23 protein-coding genes are annotated in these 20,376 nt (G+C 72.0%); 13 read left to right on the plus strand and 10 right to left on the minus strand.

All coding sequences use genetic code 11. The annotated features are described in order from the left end of the window. Nucleotides 1–18 precede the first annotated feature (18 nt). Both ACZ3IJ_RS07670 and ACZ3IJ_RS07675 read left to right on the plus strand, forming a co-directional pair. Nucleotides 19–948 (plus strand): VldE C-terminal domain-containing protein, encoded by a 930-nt coding sequence (locus ACZ3IJ_RS07670; RefSeq protein WP_467466745.1) that lies wholly within the window; start codon nucleotides 19–21, stop codon nucleotides 946–948. A gap of 281 nt (nucleotides 949–1,229) precedes the next feature. Continuing rightward, nucleotides 1,230–1,661 (plus strand): ATP-binding protein, encoded by a 432-nt coding sequence (locus ACZ3IJ_RS07675; protein ID WP_467466746.1) that lies wholly within the window; start codon nucleotides 1,230–1,232, stop codon nucleotides 1,659–1,661. Between the two features lie 87 nt (nucleotides 1,662–1,748). Here ACZ3IJ_RS07675 and dapC read toward each other — a convergent pair whose 3' ends face one another. Beyond that, nucleotides 1,749–2,858 carry a succinyldiaminopimelate transaminase gene (dapC, locus tag ACZ3IJ_RS07680; protein ID WP_467466747.1) on the minus strand — a complete coding sequence of 370 codons (1,110 nt, stop codon included), beginning with the start codon at nucleotides 2,856–2,858 and terminating at the stop codon, nucleotides 1,749–1,751. Nucleotides 2,859–2,941: 83 nt separating this feature from the next. Next, on the minus strand, nucleotides 2,942–3,262 hold the full coding sequence (fdxA, locus tag ACZ3IJ_RS07685) for a ferredoxin (protein WP_003985062.1): 321 nt from the start codon (nucleotides 3,260–3,262) through the stop codon (nucleotides 2,942–2,944). Nucleotides 3,263–3,374: 112 nt separating this feature from the next. Here fdxA and ACZ3IJ_RS07690 point away from each other — a divergent pair, with 112 nt between their 5' ends. The 4 genes from ACZ3IJ_RS07690 to ACZ3IJ_RS07705 are packed head-to-tail and all read left to right on the plus strand — an operon-like array spanning nucleotide 3,375 to nucleotide 5,964. Beyond that, on the plus strand, nucleotides 3,375–4,376 hold the full coding sequence (locus tag ACZ3IJ_RS07690; protein ID WP_467466748.1) for a GNAT family N-acetyltransferase: 1,002 nt from the start codon (nucleotides 3,375–3,377) through the stop codon (nucleotides 4,374–4,376). After that, nucleotides 4,373–5,218: a transglutaminase family protein gene (locus ACZ3IJ_RS07695; protein WP_467466749.1), complete on the plus strand. Its 846-nt coding sequence runs from the start codon at nucleotides 4,373–4,375 to the stop codon at nucleotides 5,216–5,218. The genes ACZ3IJ_RS07690 and ACZ3IJ_RS07695 overlap by 4 nt, the downstream gene beginning before the upstream one ends. 57 nt (nucleotides 5,219–5,275) lie before the next feature. Then, the gene (locus ACZ3IJ_RS07700; protein WP_391798631.1) at nucleotides 5,276–5,578 is read left to right on the plus strand and encodes an ArsR/SmtB family transcription factor; all 303 of its coding nucleotides are present in this window, start codon (nucleotides 5,276–5,278) and stop codon (nucleotides 5,576–5,578) included. Beyond that, nucleotides 5,575–5,964, plus strand: a complete 390-nt coding sequence (locus ACZ3IJ_RS07705) for a VOC family protein (protein ID WP_467466750.1) — start codon at nucleotides 5,575–5,577, stop codon at nucleotides 5,962–5,964. Before ACZ3IJ_RS07700 ends, ACZ3IJ_RS07705 begins: the two co-directional genes overlap by 4 nt. Before the next feature lie 33 nt (nucleotides 5,965–5,997). Here ACZ3IJ_RS07705 and ACZ3IJ_RS07710 read toward each other — a convergent pair whose 3' ends face one another. Both ACZ3IJ_RS07710 and ACZ3IJ_RS07715 read right to left on the minus strand, forming a co-directional pair. After that, nucleotides 5,998–7,818: an FG-GAP repeat domain-containing protein gene (locus tag ACZ3IJ_RS07710; protein ID WP_467466751.1), complete on the minus strand. Its 1,821-nt coding sequence runs from the start codon at nucleotides 7,816–7,818 to the stop codon at nucleotides 5,998–6,000. Nucleotides 7,819–7,912: 94 nt separating this feature from the next. Next, complete coding sequence (locus ACZ3IJ_RS07715; RefSeq protein ID WP_467466752.1) at nucleotides 7,913–8,794, minus strand: MerR family transcriptional regulator; 882 nt, start codon at nucleotides 8,792–8,794, stop codon at nucleotides 7,913–7,915. Nucleotides 8,795–8,908: 114 nt separating this feature from the next. Between ACZ3IJ_RS07715 and ACZ3IJ_RS07720 the strand changes: the two genes are divergently transcribed. From ACZ3IJ_RS07720 to ACZ3IJ_RS07730, 3 genes are all read left to right on the plus strand, one after another. Beyond that, nucleotides 8,909–9,451 (plus strand): DapH/DapD/GlmU-related protein, encoded by a 543-nt coding sequence (locus tag ACZ3IJ_RS07720; RefSeq protein ID WP_467466753.1) that lies wholly within the window; start codon nucleotides 8,909–8,911, stop codon nucleotides 9,449–9,451. Nucleotides 9,452–9,557: 106 nt separating this feature from the next. Then, a complete protein-coding gene (locus ACZ3IJ_RS07725; RefSeq protein ID WP_467466963.1) occupies nucleotides 9,558–9,878 on the plus strand; it encodes a GatB/YqeY domain-containing protein in 321 nt (106 codons plus the stop codon). 121 nt (nucleotides 9,879–9,999) lie between these two features. After that, nucleotides 10,000–11,607: a serine/threonine-protein kinase gene (locus ACZ3IJ_RS07730; RefSeq protein ID WP_467466754.1), complete on the plus strand. Its 1,608-nt coding sequence runs from the start codon at nucleotides 10,000–10,002 to the stop codon at nucleotides 11,605–11,607. Here ACZ3IJ_RS07730 and ACZ3IJ_RS07735 read toward each other — a convergent pair. Together ACZ3IJ_RS07735 and ACZ3IJ_RS07740 are read right to left on the minus strand one after the other, a co-directional pair. Further along, nucleotides 11,590–11,823 (minus strand): DUF397 domain-containing protein, encoded by a 234-nt coding sequence (locus ACZ3IJ_RS07735; protein ID WP_467466756.1) that lies wholly within the window; start codon nucleotides 11,821–11,823, stop codon nucleotides 11,590–11,592. The genes ACZ3IJ_RS07730 and ACZ3IJ_RS07735 overlap by 18 nt on opposite strands. Further along, nucleotides 11,795–12,637 (minus strand): helix-turn-helix domain-containing protein, encoded by an 843-nt coding sequence (locus ACZ3IJ_RS07740; RefSeq protein ID WP_467466758.1) that lies wholly within the window; start codon nucleotides 12,635–12,637, stop codon nucleotides 11,795–11,797. Before ACZ3IJ_RS07740 ends, ACZ3IJ_RS07735 begins: the two co-directional genes overlap by 29 nt. A gap of 115 nt (nucleotides 12,638–12,752) precedes the next feature. On the opposite strand from ACZ3IJ_RS07740, the gene ACZ3IJ_RS07745 reads away from it, so the two are divergent. Both ACZ3IJ_RS07745 and ACZ3IJ_RS07750 read left to right on the plus strand, forming a co-directional pair. After that, entirely contained in the window at nucleotides 12,753–12,977 is a 225-nt protein-coding gene (locus ACZ3IJ_RS07745) for a hypothetical protein (protein ID WP_467466759.1), read from the plus strand. 252 nt (nucleotides 12,978–13,229) lie between these two features. Beyond that, a complete protein-coding gene (locus ACZ3IJ_RS07750; protein ID WP_467466760.1) occupies nucleotides 13,230–14,120 on the plus strand; it encodes a hypothetical protein in 891 nt (296 codons plus the stop codon). 25 nt (nucleotides 14,121–14,145) lie between these two features. On the opposite strand, the gene ACZ3IJ_RS07755 is transcribed toward ACZ3IJ_RS07750, so the two are convergent. Continuing rightward, nucleotides 14,146–14,322: a hypothetical protein gene (locus ACZ3IJ_RS07755; RefSeq protein WP_467466761.1), complete on the minus strand. Its 177-nt coding sequence runs from the start codon at nucleotides 14,320–14,322 to the stop codon at nucleotides 14,146–14,148. Nucleotides 14,323–14,488: 166 nt separating this feature from the next. Between ACZ3IJ_RS07755 and ACZ3IJ_RS07760 the strand changes: the two genes are divergently transcribed. Further along, nucleotides 14,489–15,067 (plus strand): phosphoesterase, encoded by a 579-nt coding sequence (locus ACZ3IJ_RS07760; RefSeq protein WP_467466762.1) that lies wholly within the window; start codon nucleotides 14,489–14,491, stop codon nucleotides 15,065–15,067. After that, nucleotides 15,064–16,638 (plus strand): alkaline phosphatase D family protein, encoded by a 1,575-nt coding sequence (locus tag ACZ3IJ_RS07765; protein WP_467466763.1) that lies wholly within the window; start codon nucleotides 15,064–15,066, stop codon nucleotides 16,636–16,638. The genes ACZ3IJ_RS07760 and ACZ3IJ_RS07765 overlap by 4 nt, the downstream gene beginning before the upstream one ends. A 77-nt stretch (nucleotides 16,639–16,715) precedes the next feature. Here ACZ3IJ_RS07765 and ACZ3IJ_RS07770 read toward each other — a convergent pair whose 3' ends face one another. The 3 genes from ACZ3IJ_RS07770 to mshB all read right to left on the minus strand — a co-directional run bounded on the left by ACZ3IJ_RS07770 (nucleotide 16,716) and on the right by mshB (nucleotide 20,343). After that, nucleotides 16,716–18,920, minus strand: coding sequence for a peptidoglycan binding domain-containing protein (locus tag ACZ3IJ_RS07770; RefSeq protein ID WP_467466764.1), 2,205 nt, complete (start codon nucleotides 18,918–18,920; stop codon nucleotides 16,716–16,718). A 185-nt stretch (nucleotides 18,921–19,105) separates the two neighbouring features. Next, nucleotides 19,106–19,450 carry a DUF6113 family protein gene (locus ACZ3IJ_RS07775; RefSeq protein WP_467466765.1) on the minus strand — a complete coding sequence of 115 codons (345 nt, stop codon included), beginning with the start codon at nucleotides 19,448–19,450 and terminating at the stop codon, nucleotides 19,106–19,108. Continuing rightward, nucleotides 19,447–20,343 (minus strand): N-acetyl-1-D-myo-inositol-2-amino-2-deoxy-alpha-D-glucopyranoside deacetylase, encoded by an 897-nt coding sequence (mshB, locus tag ACZ3IJ_RS07780; RefSeq protein ID WP_467466766.1) that lies wholly within the window; start codon nucleotides 20,341–20,343, stop codon nucleotides 19,447–19,449. The genes ACZ3IJ_RS07775 and mshB overlap by 4 nt, the downstream gene beginning before the upstream one ends. Between the last annotated feature and the right edge of the window lie 33 nt (nucleotides 20,344–20,376).

Here is a 20,376-nt window from a genome sequence, read left to right on the forward strand (position 1 = left end):
AACCCGGCCTCCAGTACGGTGGGCCCCGTGTCCGAGCCCAGCCGTTCCCCCCACCCCCGCCGCAAGGGCCGTCTCGCCAGGTTCACGACGGCCCTCGTCGTGCTCTGCGGCCTGATCGCCTATGTGGCGGTACACCAGTCGACGGGCTCCAGAGGCGCGCCCCGGTGCACCGTCGGCAGTGGCGAGAACACGTACGAGTTCACCCTGGAGCAGGCGTCCAACGCGGCGACCATCTCGGCCGTGGGCACCACACGCCGGATGCCGGAGCGGGCGGTCACGATCGCCCTGGCGACGGCGCTCCAGGAGTCCGCGCTGCGCAACATCAGGCACGGTGACCGGGACTCGCTCGGACTGTTCCAGCAGCGCCCGTCCATGGGCTGGGGAACGCCGGAGCAGATCATGGATCCGGTGTACTCCTCGGGAAGGTTCTACGAAGGCCTCGCGGAGGTTCCCGGCTATTCGCGGCTCCCGCTGACCGTGGCGGCGCAGAAGGTGCAGCGCAGCGGGTTCCCGCAGGCGTACGCGAAGCACGAGCCGGACGCGACGCTCCTGTCGGCGGCGCTCACGGGCCGCTCGGCCGCCGCCCTCCGCTGCATGACGGACCCGGCGCGGGACGGCGCCGCGGGCGATCCGGCGAAGCTGCGGGCGGAGCTGGTACGGGCCTTCGGCGAGAAGGCGGCGCCCCGGACGACGGCCGGCGGCAGTGCGAGGACGAGCGTCGGCTCCTCCTCCGCCGTGATCACCGTGCCGGTCCCCGCGACCACGGGGTCCGACGCCCGGCGCGGCTGGGAGCTCGCACATTGGGCCGTGGCGCGCGCGGAGGATCTGCGGGTCGTGGAGGTGGCGTACGCGGACAAGGTCTGGCGGGCGGGCGACTCCGCGGGCGCGTGGACGAAGACGGCCGACGCGGCCGGTGAAGGAACGGTTCGCATCCGCCTCGCGCGCTGAGGCGGGCCCTAGGGCGTGCGTACGGGTCGTCACCCGACCGGGTATTCGCCGACGGACGTCACCAGTCACCCGCACCGGGCTGCGCTCACGCCCCCACTTCCCTTGTCCGGCAAGGGAAGTGACGGTTCGGCAGGGGTTGGATCTTCATCGCCTTCGTCCGCTTTCCTCCCCACCCGATAATGCGATGCATTGCGGAGCCTTTACCTTCGGCCGCCGCAACCTCCCCCTCCCTCGCCTCGGTTGTCACGGCGTCAGTACGTCGTCTTCGTCGAAGGAGCACCATGTCCCTCCCCCTGACCCGTCGGATCGCCCGCGCCGCCCTTCTCGTCGCGGCCGGAGCAGCCCCCGTGGTCGGTGCGGCCGGCTCCGCGAGCGCCATGGACCACAGCATCGCCCCGACCGGTGCGCTCTCCGGCATCAGCTCGCTGGACGGCGCCGGTGTCGGCAACGCCGTCGACGGCGCCTCGGAGACCGCCACCGGTGTCGTCGGCGACACCGGTACCAAGGCCGTCGGCAAGGCCGTCCCGACCGCGGGCAAGACCGTGGACTCGGCGGGCAGGACCGCCTCGCCGGTCGCCGAGCAGGTCACGGGCGACGCCGCGGGCGGCGCGGGCGAGGTCCTCGGCGAGGCCGCCCCTGCGGCGGGCGACCTCGGCAAGAAGCTGCCGGCCGGCGGCGTGCCCTCGCTGGGCGGTCTGCCGATCGGCGGCTGAACCCCCGGTACCGGTTCTCCGGTACCGGTACGGGGAAGGGCCCGGGGAGCATCACGCTCCCCGGGCCCTTCCCCGTCCGTGCGGCGGTCAGCCCAGGCGCTTGACCGCGGCTTCCACGCGCTCGTCCGTGGCCGTGAAGGCCACCCGGACGAACCGCTCCCCCGCCGTCCCGTAGAAGTCGCCGGGCGCGACGAGGATGCCCTTCTCGGCCAGGTACGCCACGGTCTCCCAGCACGGCTCGTCGCGGGTCGCCCACAGGTAGAGGCTCGCCTCGCTGTGCTCGATCCGGAAGCCGTGCGCCTCCAGCGCCGTCCTCAGCGCGGAGCGCCGGGCCGCGTACCGCTCCCGCTGCTCGGCGACGTGTCGGTCGTCGCCCAGGGCGGCGACCGTGGCGGCCTGCACCGGGGCGGCCGTCATCATCCCGCCGTGCTTGCGGATCAGGAGCAGCTCGCCGAGGACGGCCGCGTCGCCCGCGACGAACGCGGCGCGGTAGCCGGCCAGGTTGGAGCGCTTGGAGAGCGAGTGGACGGCGACGATCCCCTCGTACGAGCCGCTACAGACCTCCGGATGCAGCACGGAGACCGGGTCGGCCTCCCAGCCCAGCTCCAGGTAGCACTCGTCGGAGAAGACGAGGATGCCGTGCTCGCGGGCCCAGGCCACGATCCGGGTCAGCTCGTCCTTGCCGAGGACCTTGCCGGTCGGGTTGGAGGGCGAGTTGAGCCAGAGCAGCTTGACCGCGGCCGGGTCCAGGTCGGTCGTCGGGTCGTCGTAGACGACGGGCTCCGCGCCGCAGAGCCGCGCGCCGACCTCGTACGTCGGGTAGGCCAGGCGCGGGTAGGCGACCTGGTCCCCGGCGCCGAGGCCGAGCTGGGTGGGCAGCCAGGCCACCAGCTCCTTGGAGCCGACGACCGGTAGCACGTTGTGGTGGGTGGGCGCGACCGCGCCGAGGCGCCGCTCGCACCAGCCGGTGAGGGCGTCCCGCAGCTCGGTGGTGCCCCAGACCGTGGGATAGCCGGGCGAGTCCGCCGCCGCGACCAGCGCGCTCCGGATCAGCTCCGGCACGGGGTCGACCGGCGTGCCGACGGACAGGTCCACGATGCCGTCGGGGTGGGCGACCGCCGTCTTCTTGTACGGCTCCAGCTTGTCCCAGGGGAAGACGGGCAGGCGCGAGGAGACTGCGCCCGGGACTGCGCTCACGGTTTGGCTCACTTCGTCGTACGGACGGGAAACGCGTCGGTCCCGTACAGCGGGCGAGGCCGTACGGGACCGAGGGCGGTAGGTCAGCCGTTCTGCGGCGGCAGAGCGGCGATGAAGGGGTGGTCGCGCTCGATCAGGCCGAGCTTGGAGGCACCACCGGGCGAACCGAGCTCGTCGAAGAACTCGACGTTCGCCTTGTAGTAGTCCTTCCACTCCTCCGGGGTGTCGTCCTCGTAGAAGATGGCCTCGACCGGGCACACCGGCTCACAAGCACCACAGTCGACGCATTCGTCCGGGTGGATGTACAAGGACCGGGAGCCCTCGTAGATGCAGTCGACGGGGCACTCCTCGATGCATGCCTTGTCCTTGACGTCGACACAAGGCTGCGCGATGACGTAGGTCACGCTGTCGTTCCTCCTCGGTAGGGCTGGTCTGCGCGGGAGCGCGGCGTCGTCGATGCCCGCCCCTAGTATCTCCGTTCTTGGGGTCGATCCGAACAGGAGGGGCGGAGAAGCTGTGGAATTCACCGCAGGAGGTCGCCTTGAGGTACGTATTACCCGCGCTGACGTGGGAAAACGTGTCTCAGTTCGGTACGTGACGGATGCGGGTGACCACGGTGCGAAATTCACCGACGCGGTTGGAGTTCTCACATCCTGGGCCCACGGTGTGCTCTTGATCACACGCCGGACCGGTGAGACCGTCCGGATCGCGGAATCCGCCCTCGCCGCCGGCAAGGTCGTGCCGGCCGCTCCGGCCCGCAGGCGCGGCCCCGCCGCCTCCTTCGAGGAGCTGGCGCGCACGATGGCGCGCGGTTGGCAGCCGGTGGAGAGCGAGCCGCTGGGCGAGTGGACGCTGCGGGCGGCGGGCGGGTTCACCCGGCGCGCCAATTCGGTGCTTCCGCTCGGCGACCCCGGCCTCCCCCTGGACGAGGCACTCGCGCGGGTGCGCGACTGGTACGGCGAGCGCGGTCTTCCCGCGTACGTACAGACCGCGACCGGTGCCGAGGGCGCGCAGGAGCTGCTCTGCGCCGACCTGGAGCGGCACGGCTGGCGCTCGGAGGTCTCGGCGGAGGTGCGGATCGGAGGGCTCGCCCCGGTCGGCGACCTGGACGCGGACGTGTCGCGCGTCCGGCTCACGCGGAGCGTGGACGAGGCGTGGCTCCGCCGCTACAACCGGTCCGGCGAGGTCGGACCTCATGTGCTGAGCGTCCTGACCGGCGGCCCGAGTGTGTGGTTCGCGTCCGTACCGGGCACGGAAGACATACCGGCGGCGATCGGACGGTGTGTGGTCGACGGCCGCTGGGCCGGGTTCATGGCGGTGGAGGTCGACCCCGCACAGCGGCGTCAGGGCCTGGCCACGGCCGTGATGGCGGCGCTCGCCCGGCAGGCCCTGGACGAGGGCGCGTCGGCGGCCTGGCTGCAGGTGGAGTCGGACAACGACGGCGCCCGGGCGTTGTACGAGCGGATGGGCTTCGCGGTCCATCACCACTACCACCACTACCGGGCGACCGAGGCGTGAGCGAGGTGACCGACGTGACCGGCGCGGGCGACTGGCGGCGCGAGTTCGCGGAGGAGGCGCGTTCGCGGCGCCCGGACCTGGCGCGGCTCTGCCTGCTGATCGGGGCGGTCGCGGACGGGTCGGTGACCTCGGCGGACCTGGACGCGTCGGAGATCGAGCTCGACCGGCTGGCCGGGGAGCTGCCGTACGGCCTGCGTGAGCCGGACGACTGGGTGGCCGCGCTGGCCCGGCTGCTCGGCGGCCGGTACGGGTTCCAGGGCGTCCCCTCGGACTACCAGCGGCTGGAGTCCTCGCTGCTCCACGAGGTCCTGAAGCGCCGGCGCGGCCTGCCGATCCTCCTCTCCGTGCTCTGGATGGAGGTCGCCCGCCGGGCGGGCGCGCCGGTGTACGGCCTCGGGCTGCCGGGCCACTTCGTGGTGGGCTTCGGCGACCCCTCGGTCCAGGTCTTCGCGGACCCGTTCGCGGGCGGTCGGCCGATGACGGGCATGGACGCCGAGCTGCTGGTGGCCGGCGCCACCGGCGAACCCCTCGAACCGTCGATGCTGCGCCCGGCGGACCCGCTGGAGATCGTCCTGCGCATCCTGAACAACATCAGGGCCTGGGCCGCGCCCCGCCCGGAGCGCTCCGGCGTGGCGCTGTGGGCCGTGGAGCTGTCCCTGATGCTCCCCGCCCACCCGGCCAGGCTGCGCTACGAGCACGCGGAGCTGCTGGTGCAGCGGGGCGAGTTCGAGGCGGGGGCGGCGGAGATGGAGGCGTACGCCTCGGTGGTCGACGCGGTCGAGCCGAGCGCGGCGGCGTCGATCCGGAACCGGGCGCAGGCGGCGCGGGCGCTGCTGAACTAAGGCGGTGCTCGGGGTGTCGACTTGATAGGCAAGCAAACACTTGCCTATCCTGGGGGCATGGCCGACGACGTCTTCAAAGCCTTGGCCGACCCCACTCGCCGCACGATTCTCGACGAGCTGACGGAGAGGTCCGGACAGACACTGTTCGAGATCTGTTCGCGACTGAGCATGAAGCACCAGCTCGGCATCTCGCGCCAGGCGGTCTCCCAGCACCTCGCGGTGCTGGAGGCGGCCGGCCTCGTCGAGACCAGGCGGGAGGGGCGCTACAAGTTCCACGACCTGAACACGGCCCCGCTGCGGCAGATCGCCGAGCGGTGGCTCGTGCCCGACACCTCCGGACCGCGGGAGAGCACCCCATGAAGATCCGTCTGACCAGCGTCTTCGTCGACGACCAGGCGAAGGCCCTGCACTTCTACACCGAGATCCTCGGCTTCGTGAAGAAGCACGACGTCCCGGTGGGCGAGAAGGACCGGTGGCTGACCGTCGTCTCCGCCGACGAGCCCGAAGGCACCGAACTCCTCCTGGAGCCCGCCGGCCACCCGGCCGTCAAGGCCTACCGTGACGCGCTCGTCGGCGACGGCATCCCGCTCGCCCAGTTCGCCGTCGACGACGTCCACGCGGAACACGAGCGCCTGACCGCCCTGGGCGTCCGCTTCGTCCAGGAACCCCTGGAGATGGGCCCCGTCACCACGGCGGTCCTGGACGACACCTGCGGCAACCTGATCCAGCTGGCGACGCAGCCGTAGGGGGCGCCGTCACGCCCCCCACGAACCGCGAGTTCAGCTCATGTGGTTGTACGTGCGCCCCGCGTGGATGTCGGTGACCGTGCGGGCGCCGAACGGCCGCAGGCGGTCACCGGTGCCGGAGTAGACGTAGATCGTCTTCGAGCCCGGGTGGGTGGCGAAGAGGTCGGCCCTGCCGTCGTGGTCGACGTCTCCCGCGCCGATGAGCTGGGAGTAGATCTGCCAGCCGCCGCCGATGCGGGTGCGCTGGGTGAAGGTGCCGTCGCCCTTGCCGAGGTAGAGCCACAGCACGCCCTCCCTGTCACGGGCGACGAGATCGCCCGCCGGACCGCCGGCGAGCTCTCCCACGGCGGCGAGCTGGTCGTAGATCTGCCAGCCGGTGCCGATCCGCTTGCGGGCCTCGAAGGGGCGGGAAGGGAGGCCGGTGCTCTCGTAGAGCCAGAGGGCGCCGGCCCTGTCGATGGCGACGACGTCCGGACGCCCGTCCCCGGTGAGGTCGCTGCCGCCGGTGATGGTGGCGTACGTCTGCCAGCCTCCGCCGATCTGCGTGCGAGAGAGGAAGCCGGTGCCTGAAGGCTGGTGGAGCCAGAGGACGCCGGCCTTGTCACGGGCGATCACATCCGCGGTGTGCCCATAGCCGGCGATGTTCCCGACGACCTCGGTCTTGTCGTAGATGTGCCAGCCGGAGCGGATCGCGTATGCCTGGCGGCCGTCTCCGGGACTGTCCCTCCACAACGTGCCCGAGGAGTCACGGCCGAGCAGGTCCGGGGAGCCGTCGTTGTCCAGGTCGTGTGTCACCGAGGCGTCGCTGCCGAGGCGGGCCAGGAGCTGGACACCGGGCCGGCCGTCCGCGGCCGGCGCGATACGGAAGACACCGGCACCGTGCACGGCGGAACGGCCTTGTGTGATTTTGGCCGTGCCGTCGGGGGTGGTGTGCGACGTGGAGCTGTGGTCGAGCACCTTGACCGTCTCGCCCGACCTCAGATGGCGGGCGGTCCCGTCGTACATCAGCCAGTCACCGAGCAGTTCGATGTCGGGTCCGTGGTCGGCCGCGGTCCCCGGGACCGTCACGGTGCTCTCGGCTCCGCTCGCGCGGTCGCGGACCACGACCCTGAGCGTGTTCGTGACCGTGTCGCCCTCGACCCAGGCGAAGCGTTCGCCGGAGACCGCGGCATCGCGGCCCCACGGGCCCGCCGGATACGGGAAGGTCTCCGTGACGGAGGCGGTGGCCAGGTCGATCAGCCCGCGCCGGCGTTCGCCGGCCGCGGTGCTGTAGGTGAGCAGGCCCTGCCCGGCGGCGGCCGGCACCACGCGTTCGTACCGTGTCCCTTCCGGCAGACCGGTCACGAGGCGCTGGGGGGAGCCCTTCGCCTTCATGAACAGCCCGTCCCTCGCGAGGACGAACAGAGCCTCGCCGGCGGTGCCCCGGTACTCCAGATCCAGCGTGCCGGGTACCTCGTCCGGGCCGAACGACTCCCCCGTGGCCAGGTTCGTGGCTGTGGCCCCGAACCCCTCGGAGGACACGACCAGGAGGTCCCCGGACGTGTCGGTGATGTGCATGTCCGTCCTGAAGGACATGTCACGGGACGGGCCCGGACCGTAGGGGGTCCAGCGCACCGTCTTGCTCATGTCGTCGTCGCCGACGGTGACGCTCGTGAAGTACCCCGCGCTGCCCCCGCCCAGCAGGTGGGTGCCCGGCAGGAGCGATCGGACCTCGACCGCGTCCGCCGCGGAGGACGTCCGGACGGCGACGACGGCGCACGCCGGTGCGGCGGTCAGAACGCCCGCTCCGAGGGTGACGGCAAGGACGGCGGCGACGGCGGCACCGAGACGGCGCCTGGGCATGCGGCTGGACATCACGTCACTTCTCCTGAACGGGCGGGCAGACACGCACCGGTGCGCGCCACCCGTTCGACCACCGAACAGGAGAAGGGGTTGTACGAGCCGCTGCTCAGATCTGCGGCACCGTCCTGCGCAGTGCTCGCAGGAACCAGTCGACGGCCGGGGCCGGAGACTCCGGGGGTGGCCAGCCGTTGATGCGGGCGAGGAGCTGGAGGTACCGAACGCGGCGGGGGTCGGTCGCGGCCTTCAGGTACGCGGGGAGGTCGTCCGGGCATGCGGGGTGGGCCGTGACGTGGGCGACGATCGCCCCGGCCTCCGGCGAGGCGGGGTCGAGGGCGAGGTCGGCCCTCTCCCGTACGACGGCCACGATGTCGGGACGCGGGGGCGCGCCGCCGCCGTCCCGGGCGGCGGAGACCCGCTCGGTCAGGCGCCGCGTGTCGGCCACGAACTCCCGGTCCTGCGTCAGCTCGGCCAGCTCCACCCACGCCGCGACCTGCGCGTCGTCGGGATCGTCGGGCAGATCCGGCGTCATGGAGCGGACGACGCCCGGGTCGAGTCCGGTGCAGGCGGCGTCGAGGAACTCCGCGATCAGACGGTCACGTTCGGCTGCGGACAGTTTCGCCAGCTTGTGCATGAGGTCCATCTCCTCCGGGGTAGAGCCCCGACCGGCCACCGACGTCAGCACCGCGCGCCGCAGCCTCAGCGTGCGGATCTGCACGTCCAGCGCCTCAGCGTGCGCGGCGGCCACCTCGGCGAGCGAGTCCTCCCGGTCCAGGACCTTCCGGATGTCGGCAAGCCCGAACCCGAGGTCGCGCAGCGTCCGTACGAGGTCGAGGCGTGCGACGGCGTCCACGCCGTAGAGGCGGTGACCGGCGGGAGTGCGGTCGAGGGGCGGCACGATCCCCTCGTCGGAGTAGAACCGCACGGCCTTGACCGTGACACCGGTCCGCCGCGCCAGTTCACCGATCGAGAAGAGCGTGTCGCCGTCCATGCGGACCACTCTGGGACCTCCCCTTGGGGGAGACGCAAGCCGGTCGGGGGTCTCGGTAGATTGACGACGACCCGACCACCAGACCCGCGTCAGGTGTCCCGAAAGGAGCGTGGCATGCCCGGCGACCGGCTCATGCGCATCCACAGCGACGAGTTCCAGGCCATGGCCGAGCGGGTCCTGCGGGTCACCCAGCTCACCTCGCGCCTGAACGTCCTGCCCTTCGAGGACGAGGTGGGCAAGGCGGAGCTGTTCGCGCAGATCCTCGGCAGGCCACTGCCACCGAGAGTCACGATCTATCCGCCCTTCTACACCGACCACGGTTTGAACCTCGACCTCGCCGAGCGGGTCTTCATCAACCAGAACTGCACGTTCCTGGACTACGCCGGCATCCGGCTCGGCGAGCGGGTGATGGTCGGACCGAAGGTCACGTTCATCACCAGCGGTCACCCGGTCGATCCCGAGGAACGGCGGCTGTACCTCACCGGCGCGCCCATCGACGTGGCGGAGAACGTGTGGATCGGTGCAGGCGCCACCATCCTGCCCGGCGTCAGCATCGGCCGGGATGCCGTGATCGCCGCCGGCGCGGTCGTGGCCGACGACGTTCCGCCGGCAAGCCTGGTGACCGGCGGCAAGGCGACCGTGCGGCGCACCTGGTGAGGTCGCCCCTTCGAGGCCGCATATCGCGTTGTGGGCGCCCGGGCGGGCGCATAGGGTCGCCGGCATGTCCGTACGTCTCCGTATGCGTGATGCCCTGCCCGTCGCCATGCGCGCCCGCGACAAGGCGGCGGTGAGCGCCCTGCGTTCGACGCTCGCCGCGCTCGACAACGCCGAGGCGGTGCCCCTGGACGAAGCCTCGCTCAAGGGCCGGGCACTGGAGGACGCACCGGTCGGTGCCGGCGCGACCGAAGCCGTGCGGCAGGAGCTGAGCGAGGCCGTGATCGTGGATCTCGTACGGGCCGAGGCCACCGAGCGCCTGGAGGCAGCCGCCCAGCTGACCGCACCGGCCCACGCCGACCGGGCCGAGCGGCTCCGCGAGGAGGCGGCCCTGCTGCTGCGCTTCCTGGACGAGCCCGGCGCCGCCTAGCACAGGATCTTCGCCCCGCCCCCGAACGAGATCGGGAGTTGACCACCCACCCTTCGGCCGGGCGCCATAGGATCACCGCGCGGTCAGGGGAGATCCGAGGGGGAGCCGTGGGGGAACCGGTATGAAGCCGCTCGACGCGTCCATGCCGACGGAGGCAGGACCGTACCGGCTGCTCACCGAGCTGGGCAGCGGCGGCATGGGCCGGGTGTTCCTCGGAGCCGCTCCCGACGGCCGCCTCGCCGCGGTGAAGCAGGTACACCGGCGGTTCGCCGCCGAAGACGGCTTCCGGGCACGGTTCCAGCGCGAGGTCATCGCCTCTCGCCGCGTCTCCGGCGCCTATACGGCCGCCGTCATGGACGCGGACGCCGATGCCGAGCTGCCGTGGCTCGCCTCGGTGTTCGTGCCCGGCCCCTCCCTCGGCGCGGCCGTGAACGCCACCGGTCCGCTGACCGCCGAGACCGTACGCCGACTGGCGCTGGGCCTGGTGACGGCGCTCGAGGAGATCCACCGCGTCCGCCTCATCCACCGCGACCTCAAGCCGGAGAACGTCCTGCTCGCCGAGGACGGCGTCCGCGTCATCGACTTCGGCATCGCCCGTGCGGCCGAGCCGGAAGCGGCCACCGCACTGACCCAGACCGGCTGGGTGATCGGCTCGCCGCCGTTCATGTCGCCCGAGCAGGCCGAGACCAAGGACCTCACCCCGGCCAGCGACGTCTTCTCGCTCGGCGCCGTCCTCGCCTTCGCGTCGACCGGCCGCTCGCCCTTCGCGGCGGACTCGACCCTGATGACCCTGTTCAACGTGGTCAACTCCAAGCCCGACCTCGGCGGAGTACCGAAGGACCTGCGCGGAACCGTCGCCCGCTGCCTCGCCAAGGATCCGTCGGACCGCCCGACCCTGGCCGACCTGAGGAAGCTGCTCGGTCCGGTCTCCCCGGCGACCCGTCCGTGGCCGCCCGCAGTCCACGACCTGATCGCCGAACAGAAGGACCGGCTGGACGCCCTGTTGGGCGGGGACGACGACACCGAGGACAGCCCGCCCACCCCGCCCCCACCGGCACCCGAGCCCGCCCCGGACGCCGTAACGGTCACGGCGCCCGTACGAGAGCCCGCCCCCGCGCCCGCCCCCACCACCCGCGCGCCGCGCAGGCGCGGCAGGCTCGTGGCCCTGGTGGCGGCGGTCATGGTTCTGGCGGGCGCGGGAGTGGGCACGTACCTCACGCTCCAGAGCGACGACGGCAAGGGCGGCGGTACGGGCGGCGCGGCGAAGAGCCCGGCGGACAAGTACACGAAACTGCCGACCTGCGCGGACGCGGCCCCGACGCTGCCCCTGCCGGCCCGGCGCACGGACCAGGACAGCAGCGTCGAGAACAGCCCCGTCTACGTGACCCGCTGCTCCTGGTACACCAAGGAGACGGAGCTGTACGCGGGGGATACGCCGCACGCGGTCGTCCGCTGGACCCTGATACGGACGACCAGCGCGGACGGGAACGGTACGGAGCGCGCCGACAAGACCTTCGACCAGGATCACTACGTCCGCGCGGAAGGCGTCGACTTCGGCGACGAGGCCACCTGGGACCCGTTCCGCAGCGACTGGAACTGCTCCTTGAACGTCCGCGACGGCAACCTCACCGTCTGGGTCATGCTGACGGGCGACCGGCACCCCAACTCGACGTGTGAGGACGAGGCCGTCCGGATCGCCAGGGCCGCCGTGTCAGCGATGCCCAAGTGACGACCGCTTGACCCCGTCGACGAACACCGCCCAGGCGGGAGCGGGGAAGAGGAGCGCGGGGCCGGCGGGGTGCTTGCTGTCCCGGACGGGGACGTGGGCGGGACAGGCTGCGTCGTTGACTTCGAGACAGTCACCGCTGTTGCCGCCGCTGTAGGACGACTTGCGCCAGGCAGGGAGGATCGAGGCGTCAGGGATGCTGGCCTGTGCGTGCTGCATGCTCGAATTCCTCCGCGACGGACCCGATCAGAGCGAGCGACTCACGATGAGACAGCGCGTCGCCCAGAGCATGATCGTAGGCCACCTGGCAGTCCCGAACCACGGCCGGATTCTCCCAGACCCTGCCGGACTTGAGCCCTTCGACGTACGCGATCGGGGGCTGGTCCTCGAACCACATCAGCTTGACTTCGCCCTCGATCAGCGCGTGGTACCCGCCGGAGAAGGGCAGCACATGCACACGGATACGCCGGTTCTCCCCCAGGCGCACGATGTGACGAAGCTGCTCGCACATCACCTTCGGGCCTCCGACGTGACGCCTCAGCACCGCCTCGTCCAGGAGCACCCACACCACCGGAGCGTCGAAGTTCTCGAGTATCCGGGCTCGCTCCAGCCGTGTGACAAGCAGCCTGTCACGTTCCTCATCGCTCTTCGGCGTGGAGCCGGAGTTCAGGACCTCCCTGGCGTAGGACTCCGTCTGCAGGATGCCCGGCACCAGCTTCGGGGCGTACTCCCGGATCACGATGGCCTGGCCCTCGAACTCCAACGCCTCCGCGAAGTGCTCGGCCACCTTCTTGCCGTCCAGCACCGGCAGGAACCGCTCGAAGAAGTCGTCCCCCGTGCTCAGCACCTGGTCCAAACGCCGCGCGTCCCCCACGTCCGGGCGGCGTCTGCCCGCTTCCATGTGGGCCAGGTGGGTGCGCGAGATGATCGTCAGTTCGCTGAGGCCCTCCTGGGTGAGCCCCGCCGCTTCTCTTCGGCGTTTCAGCTCTTCACCGTATTTTCGACGCGACTCGGGATTGTCCTCGATTGCCATGGCCAACTCCCCGACGTGCTGGTTGCGTTGTCACATGCGGACCCCTGTCGAGCGTAACGTGATCCACGCCACTGTGTGACCGGAACAACACACAGAGCGAAAGGGCTCGCGCGCAATGCAAACCCCCCACGGTCCAGGCACCTTCGTCGCCCATACCGGAACCGACGTCTACGGCCCCGGCAAGGTCATCGGCGTGGACGGAGTCCACCGGCGCGTGCGGTTCGTGCACTTCGTGGCCACGATCCGCTTCTCCGACCTGCGGCCCGCCACCCCCCGCGAGACGCGGGAGATCCAGGACTGGCTGCGCGCGAAGCAGCAGCGGTACGGCGGGGAGTGGTGATGCGGCTGCGCGTCTCGCGCGACGGCGGGCGGACCTGGTCCGAGACGAAGACGTACACGCCCCGGCGGGGAGACGTACCGGTCGAATCGATTCTGCGATTTCCGCCCTGCCGGTGCGACCGATGCACGGTCACACCAAGTGACCATACGGTCACGGAGCTTGCGGTACGGTGAGCACAAAAGCGGCCCCCGAGCTGGTTGCAGCCAGCGCCGAGGGCCTTCACTTCGAGTGCCAAGCAGGAGCGCACCCGGAATGCTTCGTCATGCTAACGCGCCCACTCGGCGCTTCAGTCAGATCCCCCACGAGATCCTGCGCCACCCCGATCTCAATTCCGACGCGGTACGGCTGCTGTGCTGGCAGCTCTCGCTGCCCGACGGCGTCAACGAGCCGCTCTCCAAGACCGCCGAACGGGCGGGCATCCGCAAGGTCGCCTTCCTGCGCGCCAAGGGGCAGTTGAAGGCGGCCGGCTATCTCCACGAGTGGCGCGAGCAGGGCGCACGCGGGCTCTGGGCGACCCGGCAGCTCGTCTCGAACGTGCCGTTGAGTCCGGTCGAGGCGTCAGCGGTGCGGTGCGGCGCTCCGACGGACACCCGTCCGGCCGCCGGTGAGCCGACCGGTCGGGTCGTCGGCCGTCATCCAGACGGAACATCCGGGGAGAACACCTCCAACCCTCCCCCGCCACCGCCCCTGGTGCCGGAAGACCCCGACGCCCGCCGCCTCGTCGACGAGTTGCCCGCCCTCGATCCCCGGCTGCGCGTTCCGCGCGCCATGCTCCCCGAGCTGACGGGCCTCGCGGCCCGCTGGCTGGAGGCGGGTCACATGGCCGACGCCGTGCGGGACGCCGTCGCCCGTTGCCTGCCGGGCCGGGGCAGTCCCATCCACCGGCCCGGCGGGCTGCTGCGGTACATCCTCCGCGAGGTGCCGCCGGTGGCTCCGCCGCCCCCGCCGCCCAGGGTCTCGGGCCTCCGTGAGTGCGAGAGCGGGCGGCACGTGCAGCCGTACCAGTTCCGGCCCTTGGCGGACGAGGACGTGTGCGAGCCGTGCGTCCGCGACGCCCCGACCAGCCCCCTGGACCGCCCCTGTCCCGCCACCGCACAGACCGGCCCTTCCCTGGCCCGCGCGGCCCTCCGACGGCGCCTGTAGGGCGCGTGCGTGGGCGACTTCCCGCCTACTCGCCGGCCCACCACTTACGAGGCGCACCCGTCTCCCAGTGCAGCCCGTCGTGGCCGCGCGGCAGCTCGCAGAAGAAGTTGCCCTGAAGGAAGAGGTCCCAGCTGTCCGGTCCGGGCTCCCTACAGCGAGCCGTGGGCTCCTCTGCCGATACGGGATTCTGCTTGTCGGTCATGCACACATCCTCTCGCGCGGCCGCGTCGATGCGAGAGCCACCCCTCCCTACCCGAGAGTTGTCTGTACAACTCCCGGTCGCCGTTCCCCGATCGGACGTCAGGAGTTCACTCCCGACTGCTGCGATACACGCGCCATTCGAAGAGCGCTTGATCGAGGAGGCTCGAGTGAATCTCGTAGTCAACGGAGACGCGGAGAGCGGGCCCGGCGGGTCCGCCGAGCCGGTCACCGGTGTGACCGGCTGGGAGGTGCGGGAAGGAGCGCCCGCGCTCATCGCGTACAGCCTGGGCAACGGCTACCCGGGGCCCGCGGACCCCGGGCCCGCCGACCGTGGCACCCGGTTCTTCTCCGGCGGCGACAGCCCGCGCACCGCTCTCGTCCAGGACATCGTCCTGCCGCGGACGGGTACCACGGGGTGGCGGCACATCGACGCCGGGCGGGTGCGGTACACGCTCGCCGGCTGGCTGGGCGGCTACGCCACGCAGGAGGACGGCGCCCGGCTGTCCGTGGAGTTCCGGAACGCCCAGGGGACCCCGGTCGCCCTGTCCGTGCTCGGCCCGGTGACCGCCGGCGAGCGGCTCTCCCGCACCGCGCTCCTGCAGCGCACTGCGACCGCGCAGGTGCCCCGTACGGCGCGCTCCGCGCGGGTGCTGCTCGTCTTCACCCGCAGCGGCGGCGGGACCTCCAACGACGGCTACGCCGACTCCGTATCGCTCACGCTGCACGCCACGGAGGGACACCAGTGACCAGGCTCAACCGACGCGATCTGCTGAAGGCCGCCGGAGCCGCCGGTGCCCTGAACCTCGCCTGGCCGCTGGCCGCCGGGCTCTCCCCCGCGCAGGCCCTGGAGGCCGCCCAGGCGCTGGGCGCGGACTACGACCCGGCGCCGTTCACCCTCGGCGTCGCGTCCGGCGACCCGCAGCCCGACAGTGTCCTGCTGTGGACGCGGCTCGCCCCCGAGCCGCTGGCAGCCGAGCAGAAGCTGTCGGAGATCGTCGAGGTCCAGTGGGTCGTCGCCACCGACGCCCAGCTCAGGCGCGTCGTCGCCGAGGGCACCGTGCCCGCCTCGGCGACGCTCGGCCACAGCGTGCACGTCCCGGTCTCCGGGCTTCGGCCGAACACCCGCTACTGGTATGCCTTCAAGGCACTGGGCAAGCGGAGCCGCATCGGCCGCACGAAGACCGCGCCCGTGGGCCGCGTCTCCTCGGTGCGCTTCGCCGCCGCCAACTGCCAGGCGTTCCACGACGGTTTCTACGCGGCCCACCGGGGCATCGCCCGCGAGAACGTCGACTTCGTCGTCCACCTCGGCGACTACATCTACGAGCACGGCCAGGTCGGCGGAGTCCCGGCCGACCACGTCCGCGACCACGAGGGCCCGGGGATCCTCACGGTCGCCGACTACCGCCGCCGCCACGCGCTCTACAAGGGCGACCCCTCCCTGCGCGAGGCGCACGCCGCGCACCCCTGGTTCCTGACGTGGGACGACCACGAGGTCGTCAACGACTACTCCGGTACGGGCGGGGGCGCGCCGTTCGTGCAGCGGCGGGCGGCCGCGTACCAGGCCTGGTACGAGAACATGCCGCACCGCGAGGGGGGCGCCGGCGGTGCGACCGCGCTGCCGGACCCCGAGATCCACCGGGTGCGCCGCTGGGGCGACCTGCTGGAGCTGACCGTCCTCGACCTGCGGTCGTACCGCTCGGCGCAGAACCTCGCCGACGGCACGATCCTCGGTGCCGGGCAGAAGGGGTGGCTGAAGCGGAACATCGACCGGGCCCCGGACACCTGGCACGTCTGGGCCAACTCGATCATGCTGAGCCAGCTGCGGTCCCGTGCCGGCGGCTCGTACATGTTCACCGACCAATGGGACGGCTTCCTCGCCGAGCGCAAGGAGGTCCTCGGCCATGTGCACAGCACCGGCATGGAGGACCTGGTCGTCATCACGGGCGACTGGCACTCGGCGTTCGTCGACGACATCCGGCCGGACTTCGACGACGTCTCGTCGCCGGTGATCGGTACGGAGTTCACGGCGCACTCGGTGACCTCGGGGGCGTACTCGGCGAGCTGGAACGCCACGAACGGCCCGGTCATGGGCGCGGGCAACCCGCACCTGAAGTACTTCGAGGGCAACCGCTACGGCTACGACGTCTACGAAGTCACGCCGGAGCGTTTCAGCGCCCACATGCGGGTGATCGACGACCGCCGTGACGCGGTCTCCCCCGTCTCGACGCTGACCACGTTCCATGTGGACCGCGGGACGGCGGGCTCGTACGAGGACCCGGCGACGAAGAACTCGCCGGCGCAGTACCGCAGGGACTGACCACGCGAAGACGCCCGTCCCGCCGGTCGTGACCGGCGGGACGGGCGTCCGTGCGTGCTCGCGGCTCCGGGCGGTGATCAGCCCTGGCCGGTGAGGTCGATGGTCTTCGTCCGCTCGGCGGTCGTCTTGCCCAGCAGCGCGTCGCGCATGACGAAGGCGACGTCGTCGGCGGAGACCTGGTGCTGCTTGCCGTCGGCCTTGGTGATCATGATGCCGTCGAAGACGCCGTCGAGGAGCCGGTCGATCGCCTTCTTGTCGTAGACCTCGACCAGACGGCCGTTGACGGCCTTCATGGAGAGGATCTGCGGCAGCGACCGCGCCGGGCCGAACTTGATCTCCTTGGGGCCCGCCTTGATCAGGATCACGTCGGACATGGCGGGCTTGGCGAACTCCTTCATGGCCCGGTCCAGCTCCGCCTTGGTGATCGTGGGCTGGCGGGTGACGACCGGGAGTTCGACCGGCTTCGTCTGGCCGGTCTCGACCTGGGCGCGGAAGGCGTCCTTGACGAAGATCATCGAACGTCCGACGTCCAGGCCCTTGCCCGGCTTGCCCTCCACGGCGGTGACCTTGCCCGGGGAGAACGTGATCGTGCCCTCGGTGGCCGAGCCGGAGGCACCGGCCACGTCGGAGAGGGCGACGGCCAGCTTCTCCTCGTCGACCGGCAGCTTCGGCTCGGCGACGCGCTCGCCGCCGAAGAGGGAGCCGATCACGGAGACGGGGTTGTAGTCGCTGCCCGCGGCGGCGCGGACGGTCTCCTGGCTGTCCAGGGTGAGGCCAGCCTTGTCGGGGGCGAGCTCGACGCTCTTGCCGCCCACGTTCAGCTTGAGCGGGGCGTGGGCGCGCTTGCCGAGGGCGGCCTCCAGCTTGTTGACCGCCTCCTCCTTCGTACCGCCGCCGATGTCGACGCCGAGGACGGTCGTGCCCTTGGGGACGTCGGAGTGGTTGAGGAGGAGCCCGGCGCCATAGGCGACACCGGCCAGGCCGAAGAGACCGACACCGACGAGGACCAGCTTGGAGCGGCCCTTCTTCGCCGGGGCGGAGCCGCGGCCCGAGGAGGAGGGCGCGGGGCGGGGCGCGGCCGGGGCCGGTGCGCCGCCGGCGAACTCCGGCTCGGAGAAGCCGCGGTCCGACTGCCGGGGCGTCAGGTCGGGACCCGAGGGCACGACGGGGATGCCGCTGGTGAGCGTGTCCCCGGAGACATGGCCGGCGGGGCCGGGGGGCGGGGTCACCGGGCCGGGCTTCTGCGGCGTCAGGACGGCGGTGTCGTCGGACATCACCGGCGCGCCCGGGAAGGGGTCACCGCCCATGGGGTCACCGCCCATCGGAGCGCCGCCCATCGGGGCACCGCCCGTGGGGCCGCCGCCGGCCGGTCGTCCGCCGGCCGGAGCGCCGCCGATCGGGCTGCTTCCCGTGACCGGGCCCGTGGTCGGGCCGGACGGCGCCTGCGGGTTACCGCCGGCGCCCTGGGCGTAGGGCGCGCCGCCGGGGCCGTACGCGGCCTCGTCCTGGGGCGGGGTCGCGAGGAACATGGGCGTACCGGACGCGGGGGTGGCCGAGATCGACGCGCCGCCGACGCGCGGGATGCCACCGGTCGCGGGACCGGCGAAACCGGCACCGCGGTTCGGGCCCGAGCCCGGGGCCGGAGGCCGTACACCCGCGGGAGGCGTACGCCCCGGACCGGAGGCCCCGGGTCCGGACGGGCGGGGGCCGGGAGCGCCGGGGCCGGGGGCCGACTGGGACAGCTCGGACAGACCCGACTTTCCGGCCGGAGAGGACGGAGCGCCCGGAGCAGCCGGATCCGCGGGGCCTGCCGGAGCGCCTGGCGCCGCCTTGCGCGGGGCGAACCAGTCGCTGGTCGGCTTCTCCTCCGCCTGGGGCCCCTCGGCCTCGGCGGGAGCGGGCGCGGGGGCGGGAGCCGGCGCGGGAGCCTTCGGCGCGGACGCGGGCGCCGGCGCCTTCTCGGCGGCCGGGGCGCTCGCGGACTCCGAGGAGGTGTCACCGACCGGCTTGCGGACCACCACGGGCGGGATCGGCCGCGAGCCCGGGATGTTGATCCGGATCCGCGTGGTCAGCGTGGTCTCGGTCTTCGGCTCTTCCGGCAGCGGCGGAGCGGGGTGCGTGCCGGTGCTTCCGGACGCCTCGTCCGTACCGTCCTGCGTGGGGTGGAGCGACGGATACTGACGGGATCCGTACGGCGGCGTGCCCGACGGGTACGCGGCTCCACCGCGCCCCTGGGCGCCGGAGGACGAACTGTCAGTCTCTCGACCAGTTTCACGACTCAAAGCAGGATCTCCCGGTTGGCTCCACCGCCCGCTCTTGCTGGTGCTCGTGTACCCGGGCGGCTCGGCGGCGCGCACCACCATACTGGCCGTCGCCGAATCGCACCCGATCGCAGGGGATCCAGTACGGGGCATTCCGGCCGAAGTCGGGGCACTCCTTCACCGAAGCTCCCCCCAAGTCACCCTGGTCACGCGGTCGGTCGAGGAATCCTCGCCACCGTGGCACACATCACAGCGATCGCCAGGCCTCCGAGAAGGTAGATCATCTCCGACACTCCGCCGCCGAAGAGCCCGTCGCCCTCCGGGCGTCCGACGCTGAGCAGCACGACGGCGACGAGCCAGCCGACCGCGGGGGCCAGGATGCCCAGCTGGGTGTCGGTGGCCCGCAGTCCGCCGTAGAAGACTCCGGCGGTGGCGAGCAGGGCGAGGAACAACCCGCCCGGGAACCAGGCGGGTTGGGCGATCGAGCCGGCGACGCCCACGAGGGCGCCGAGGGCGAGGAAAAGGACGTACCAGACGATCCGGAGGTTCACGCGTCCTCACCCACACCCGCGAAGAGGTCAGTCTCGCGCACGCCGGCCGGTGCGCCGGGCGTACCCCACACCAACTGGTAGTACTCCGTGGTGAGGATCGGCTGCCCCAGGTCGTTGGAGAGAGCGAAGAAGGGGCCTTCGACGGCGATTTGGGTGGCATGGGCCCGCATCGCGGCGGTTTTCCGGGCCGCCCAGGCGGTGTCGCCGTCGATCTCGGCGGTGATCAGCGACTCCTCGACGACACCCGGTACGTCGTCGATGTCCGCGATGCCGGGGAAGCCGGAGCCCTCGGCGCGGAGGCGGGCGAACGCGGCCTCGGCGACCGGGCGCGGGACCCGGTTCCAGTAGATCTTCGCGATCGCGTGGGCCGGGCCGAGGTCGGGGCGGTACGCGGCGTCCGCGGCCAGCTCGGCGGCGCGCATGGCGACGCGGTGGGCCTGGATGTGGTCGGGGTGTCCGTAGCCGCCGTCGGGGTCGTAGGTGACCAGGACCTGGGGGCGGGTCTCACGGACGATCTCGACGAGGTACGCGGCGGCGATGTCGACGTCGGTGTTCCAGAAGGCGTTCGGGCGCCGGTTCTGCTCGACGCCCATCATTCCGGAGTCGCGGAAGCGCCCGGGGCCGCCGAGGAAGCGGTGGTCGGTGACGCCCAGCTCCTTCATCGCGTCGGCGAGCTCGCCGACGCGATGGGCGCCGAGCCGGTCCTCCCGGTCGGGTGCGAGGTGGGCGAGCGCGGGCGGGATGACCTCGCCCTCCTCGCCGAGTGTGCAGGTCACGAGCGTGACCTGGGCGCCCTCGGCCGCGTACCTGGCCATGGTGGCGCCGTTGTTGATCGACTCGTCGTCGGGGTGCGCGTGCACCAGGAGCAGACGACGGGCTGGGAGAACCGTCATGGCCCCACCCTACGAGGCGGGGCCGGGGACCGC

The organism is Streptomyces sp. NPDC013317, assembly GCF_055563155.1.

Excerpts from the sequence above, each read along its gene's own strand:
- ACZ3IJ_RS07675 (WP_467466746.1), top strand. The coding sequence starts at position 1,230 with ATGTCCCTCCCCCTGACCCGTCGGATCGCCCGCGCCGCCCTTCTCGTC.
- ACZ3IJ_RS07700 (WP_391798631.1), top strand. The coding sequence starts at position 5,276 with ATGGCCGACGACGTCTTCAAAGCCTTGGCCGACCCCACTCGCCGCACG.
- ACZ3IJ_RS07705 (WP_467466750.1), top strand. The coding sequence starts at position 5,575 with ATGAAGATCCGTCTGACCAGCGTCTTCGTCGACGACCAGGCGAAGGCC.
- ACZ3IJ_RS07710 (WP_467466751.1), bottom strand. The coding sequence starts at position 7,818 with ATGTCCAGCCGCATGCCCAGGCGCCGTCTCGGTGCCGCCGTCGCCGCC.
- ACZ3IJ_RS07715 (WP_467466752.1), bottom strand. The coding sequence starts at position 8,794 with ATGGACGGCGACACGCTCTTCTCGATCGGTGAACTGGCGCGGCGGACC.
- ACZ3IJ_RS07720 (WP_467466753.1), top strand. The coding sequence starts at position 8,909 with ATGCCCGGCGACCGGCTCATGCGCATCCACAGCGACGAGTTCCAGGCC.
- ACZ3IJ_RS07725 (WP_467466963.1), top strand. The coding sequence starts at position 9,558 with ATGCGCGCCCGCGACAAGGCGGCGGTGAGCGCCCTGCGTTCGACGCTC.
- ACZ3IJ_RS07730 (WP_467466754.1), top strand. The coding sequence starts at position 10,000 with ATGAAGCCGCTCGACGCGTCCATGCCGACGGAGGCAGGACCGTACCGG.
- ACZ3IJ_RS07735 (WP_467466756.1), bottom strand. The coding sequence starts at position 11,823 with ATGCAGCACGCACAGGCCAGCATCCCTGACGCCTCGATCCTCCCTGCC.
- ACZ3IJ_RS07740 (WP_467466758.1), bottom strand. The coding sequence starts at position 12,637 with ATGGCAATCGAGGACAATCCCGAGTCGCGTCGAAAATACGGTGAAGAG.
- ACZ3IJ_RS07745 (WP_467466759.1), top strand. The coding sequence starts at position 12,753 with ATGCAAACCCCCCACGGTCCAGGCACCTTCGTCGCCCATACCGGAACC.
- ACZ3IJ_RS07750 (WP_467466760.1), top strand. The coding sequence starts at position 13,230 with ATGCTTCGTCATGCTAACGCGCCCACTCGGCGCTTCAGTCAGATCCCC.
- ACZ3IJ_RS07755 (WP_467466761.1), bottom strand. The coding sequence starts at position 14,322 with ATGACCGACAAGCAGAATCCCGTATCGGCAGAGGAGCCCACGGCTCGC.
- mshB (WP_467466766.1), bottom strand. The coding sequence starts at position 20,343 with ATGACGGTTCTCCCAGCCCGTCGTCTGCTCCTGGTGCACGCGCACCCC.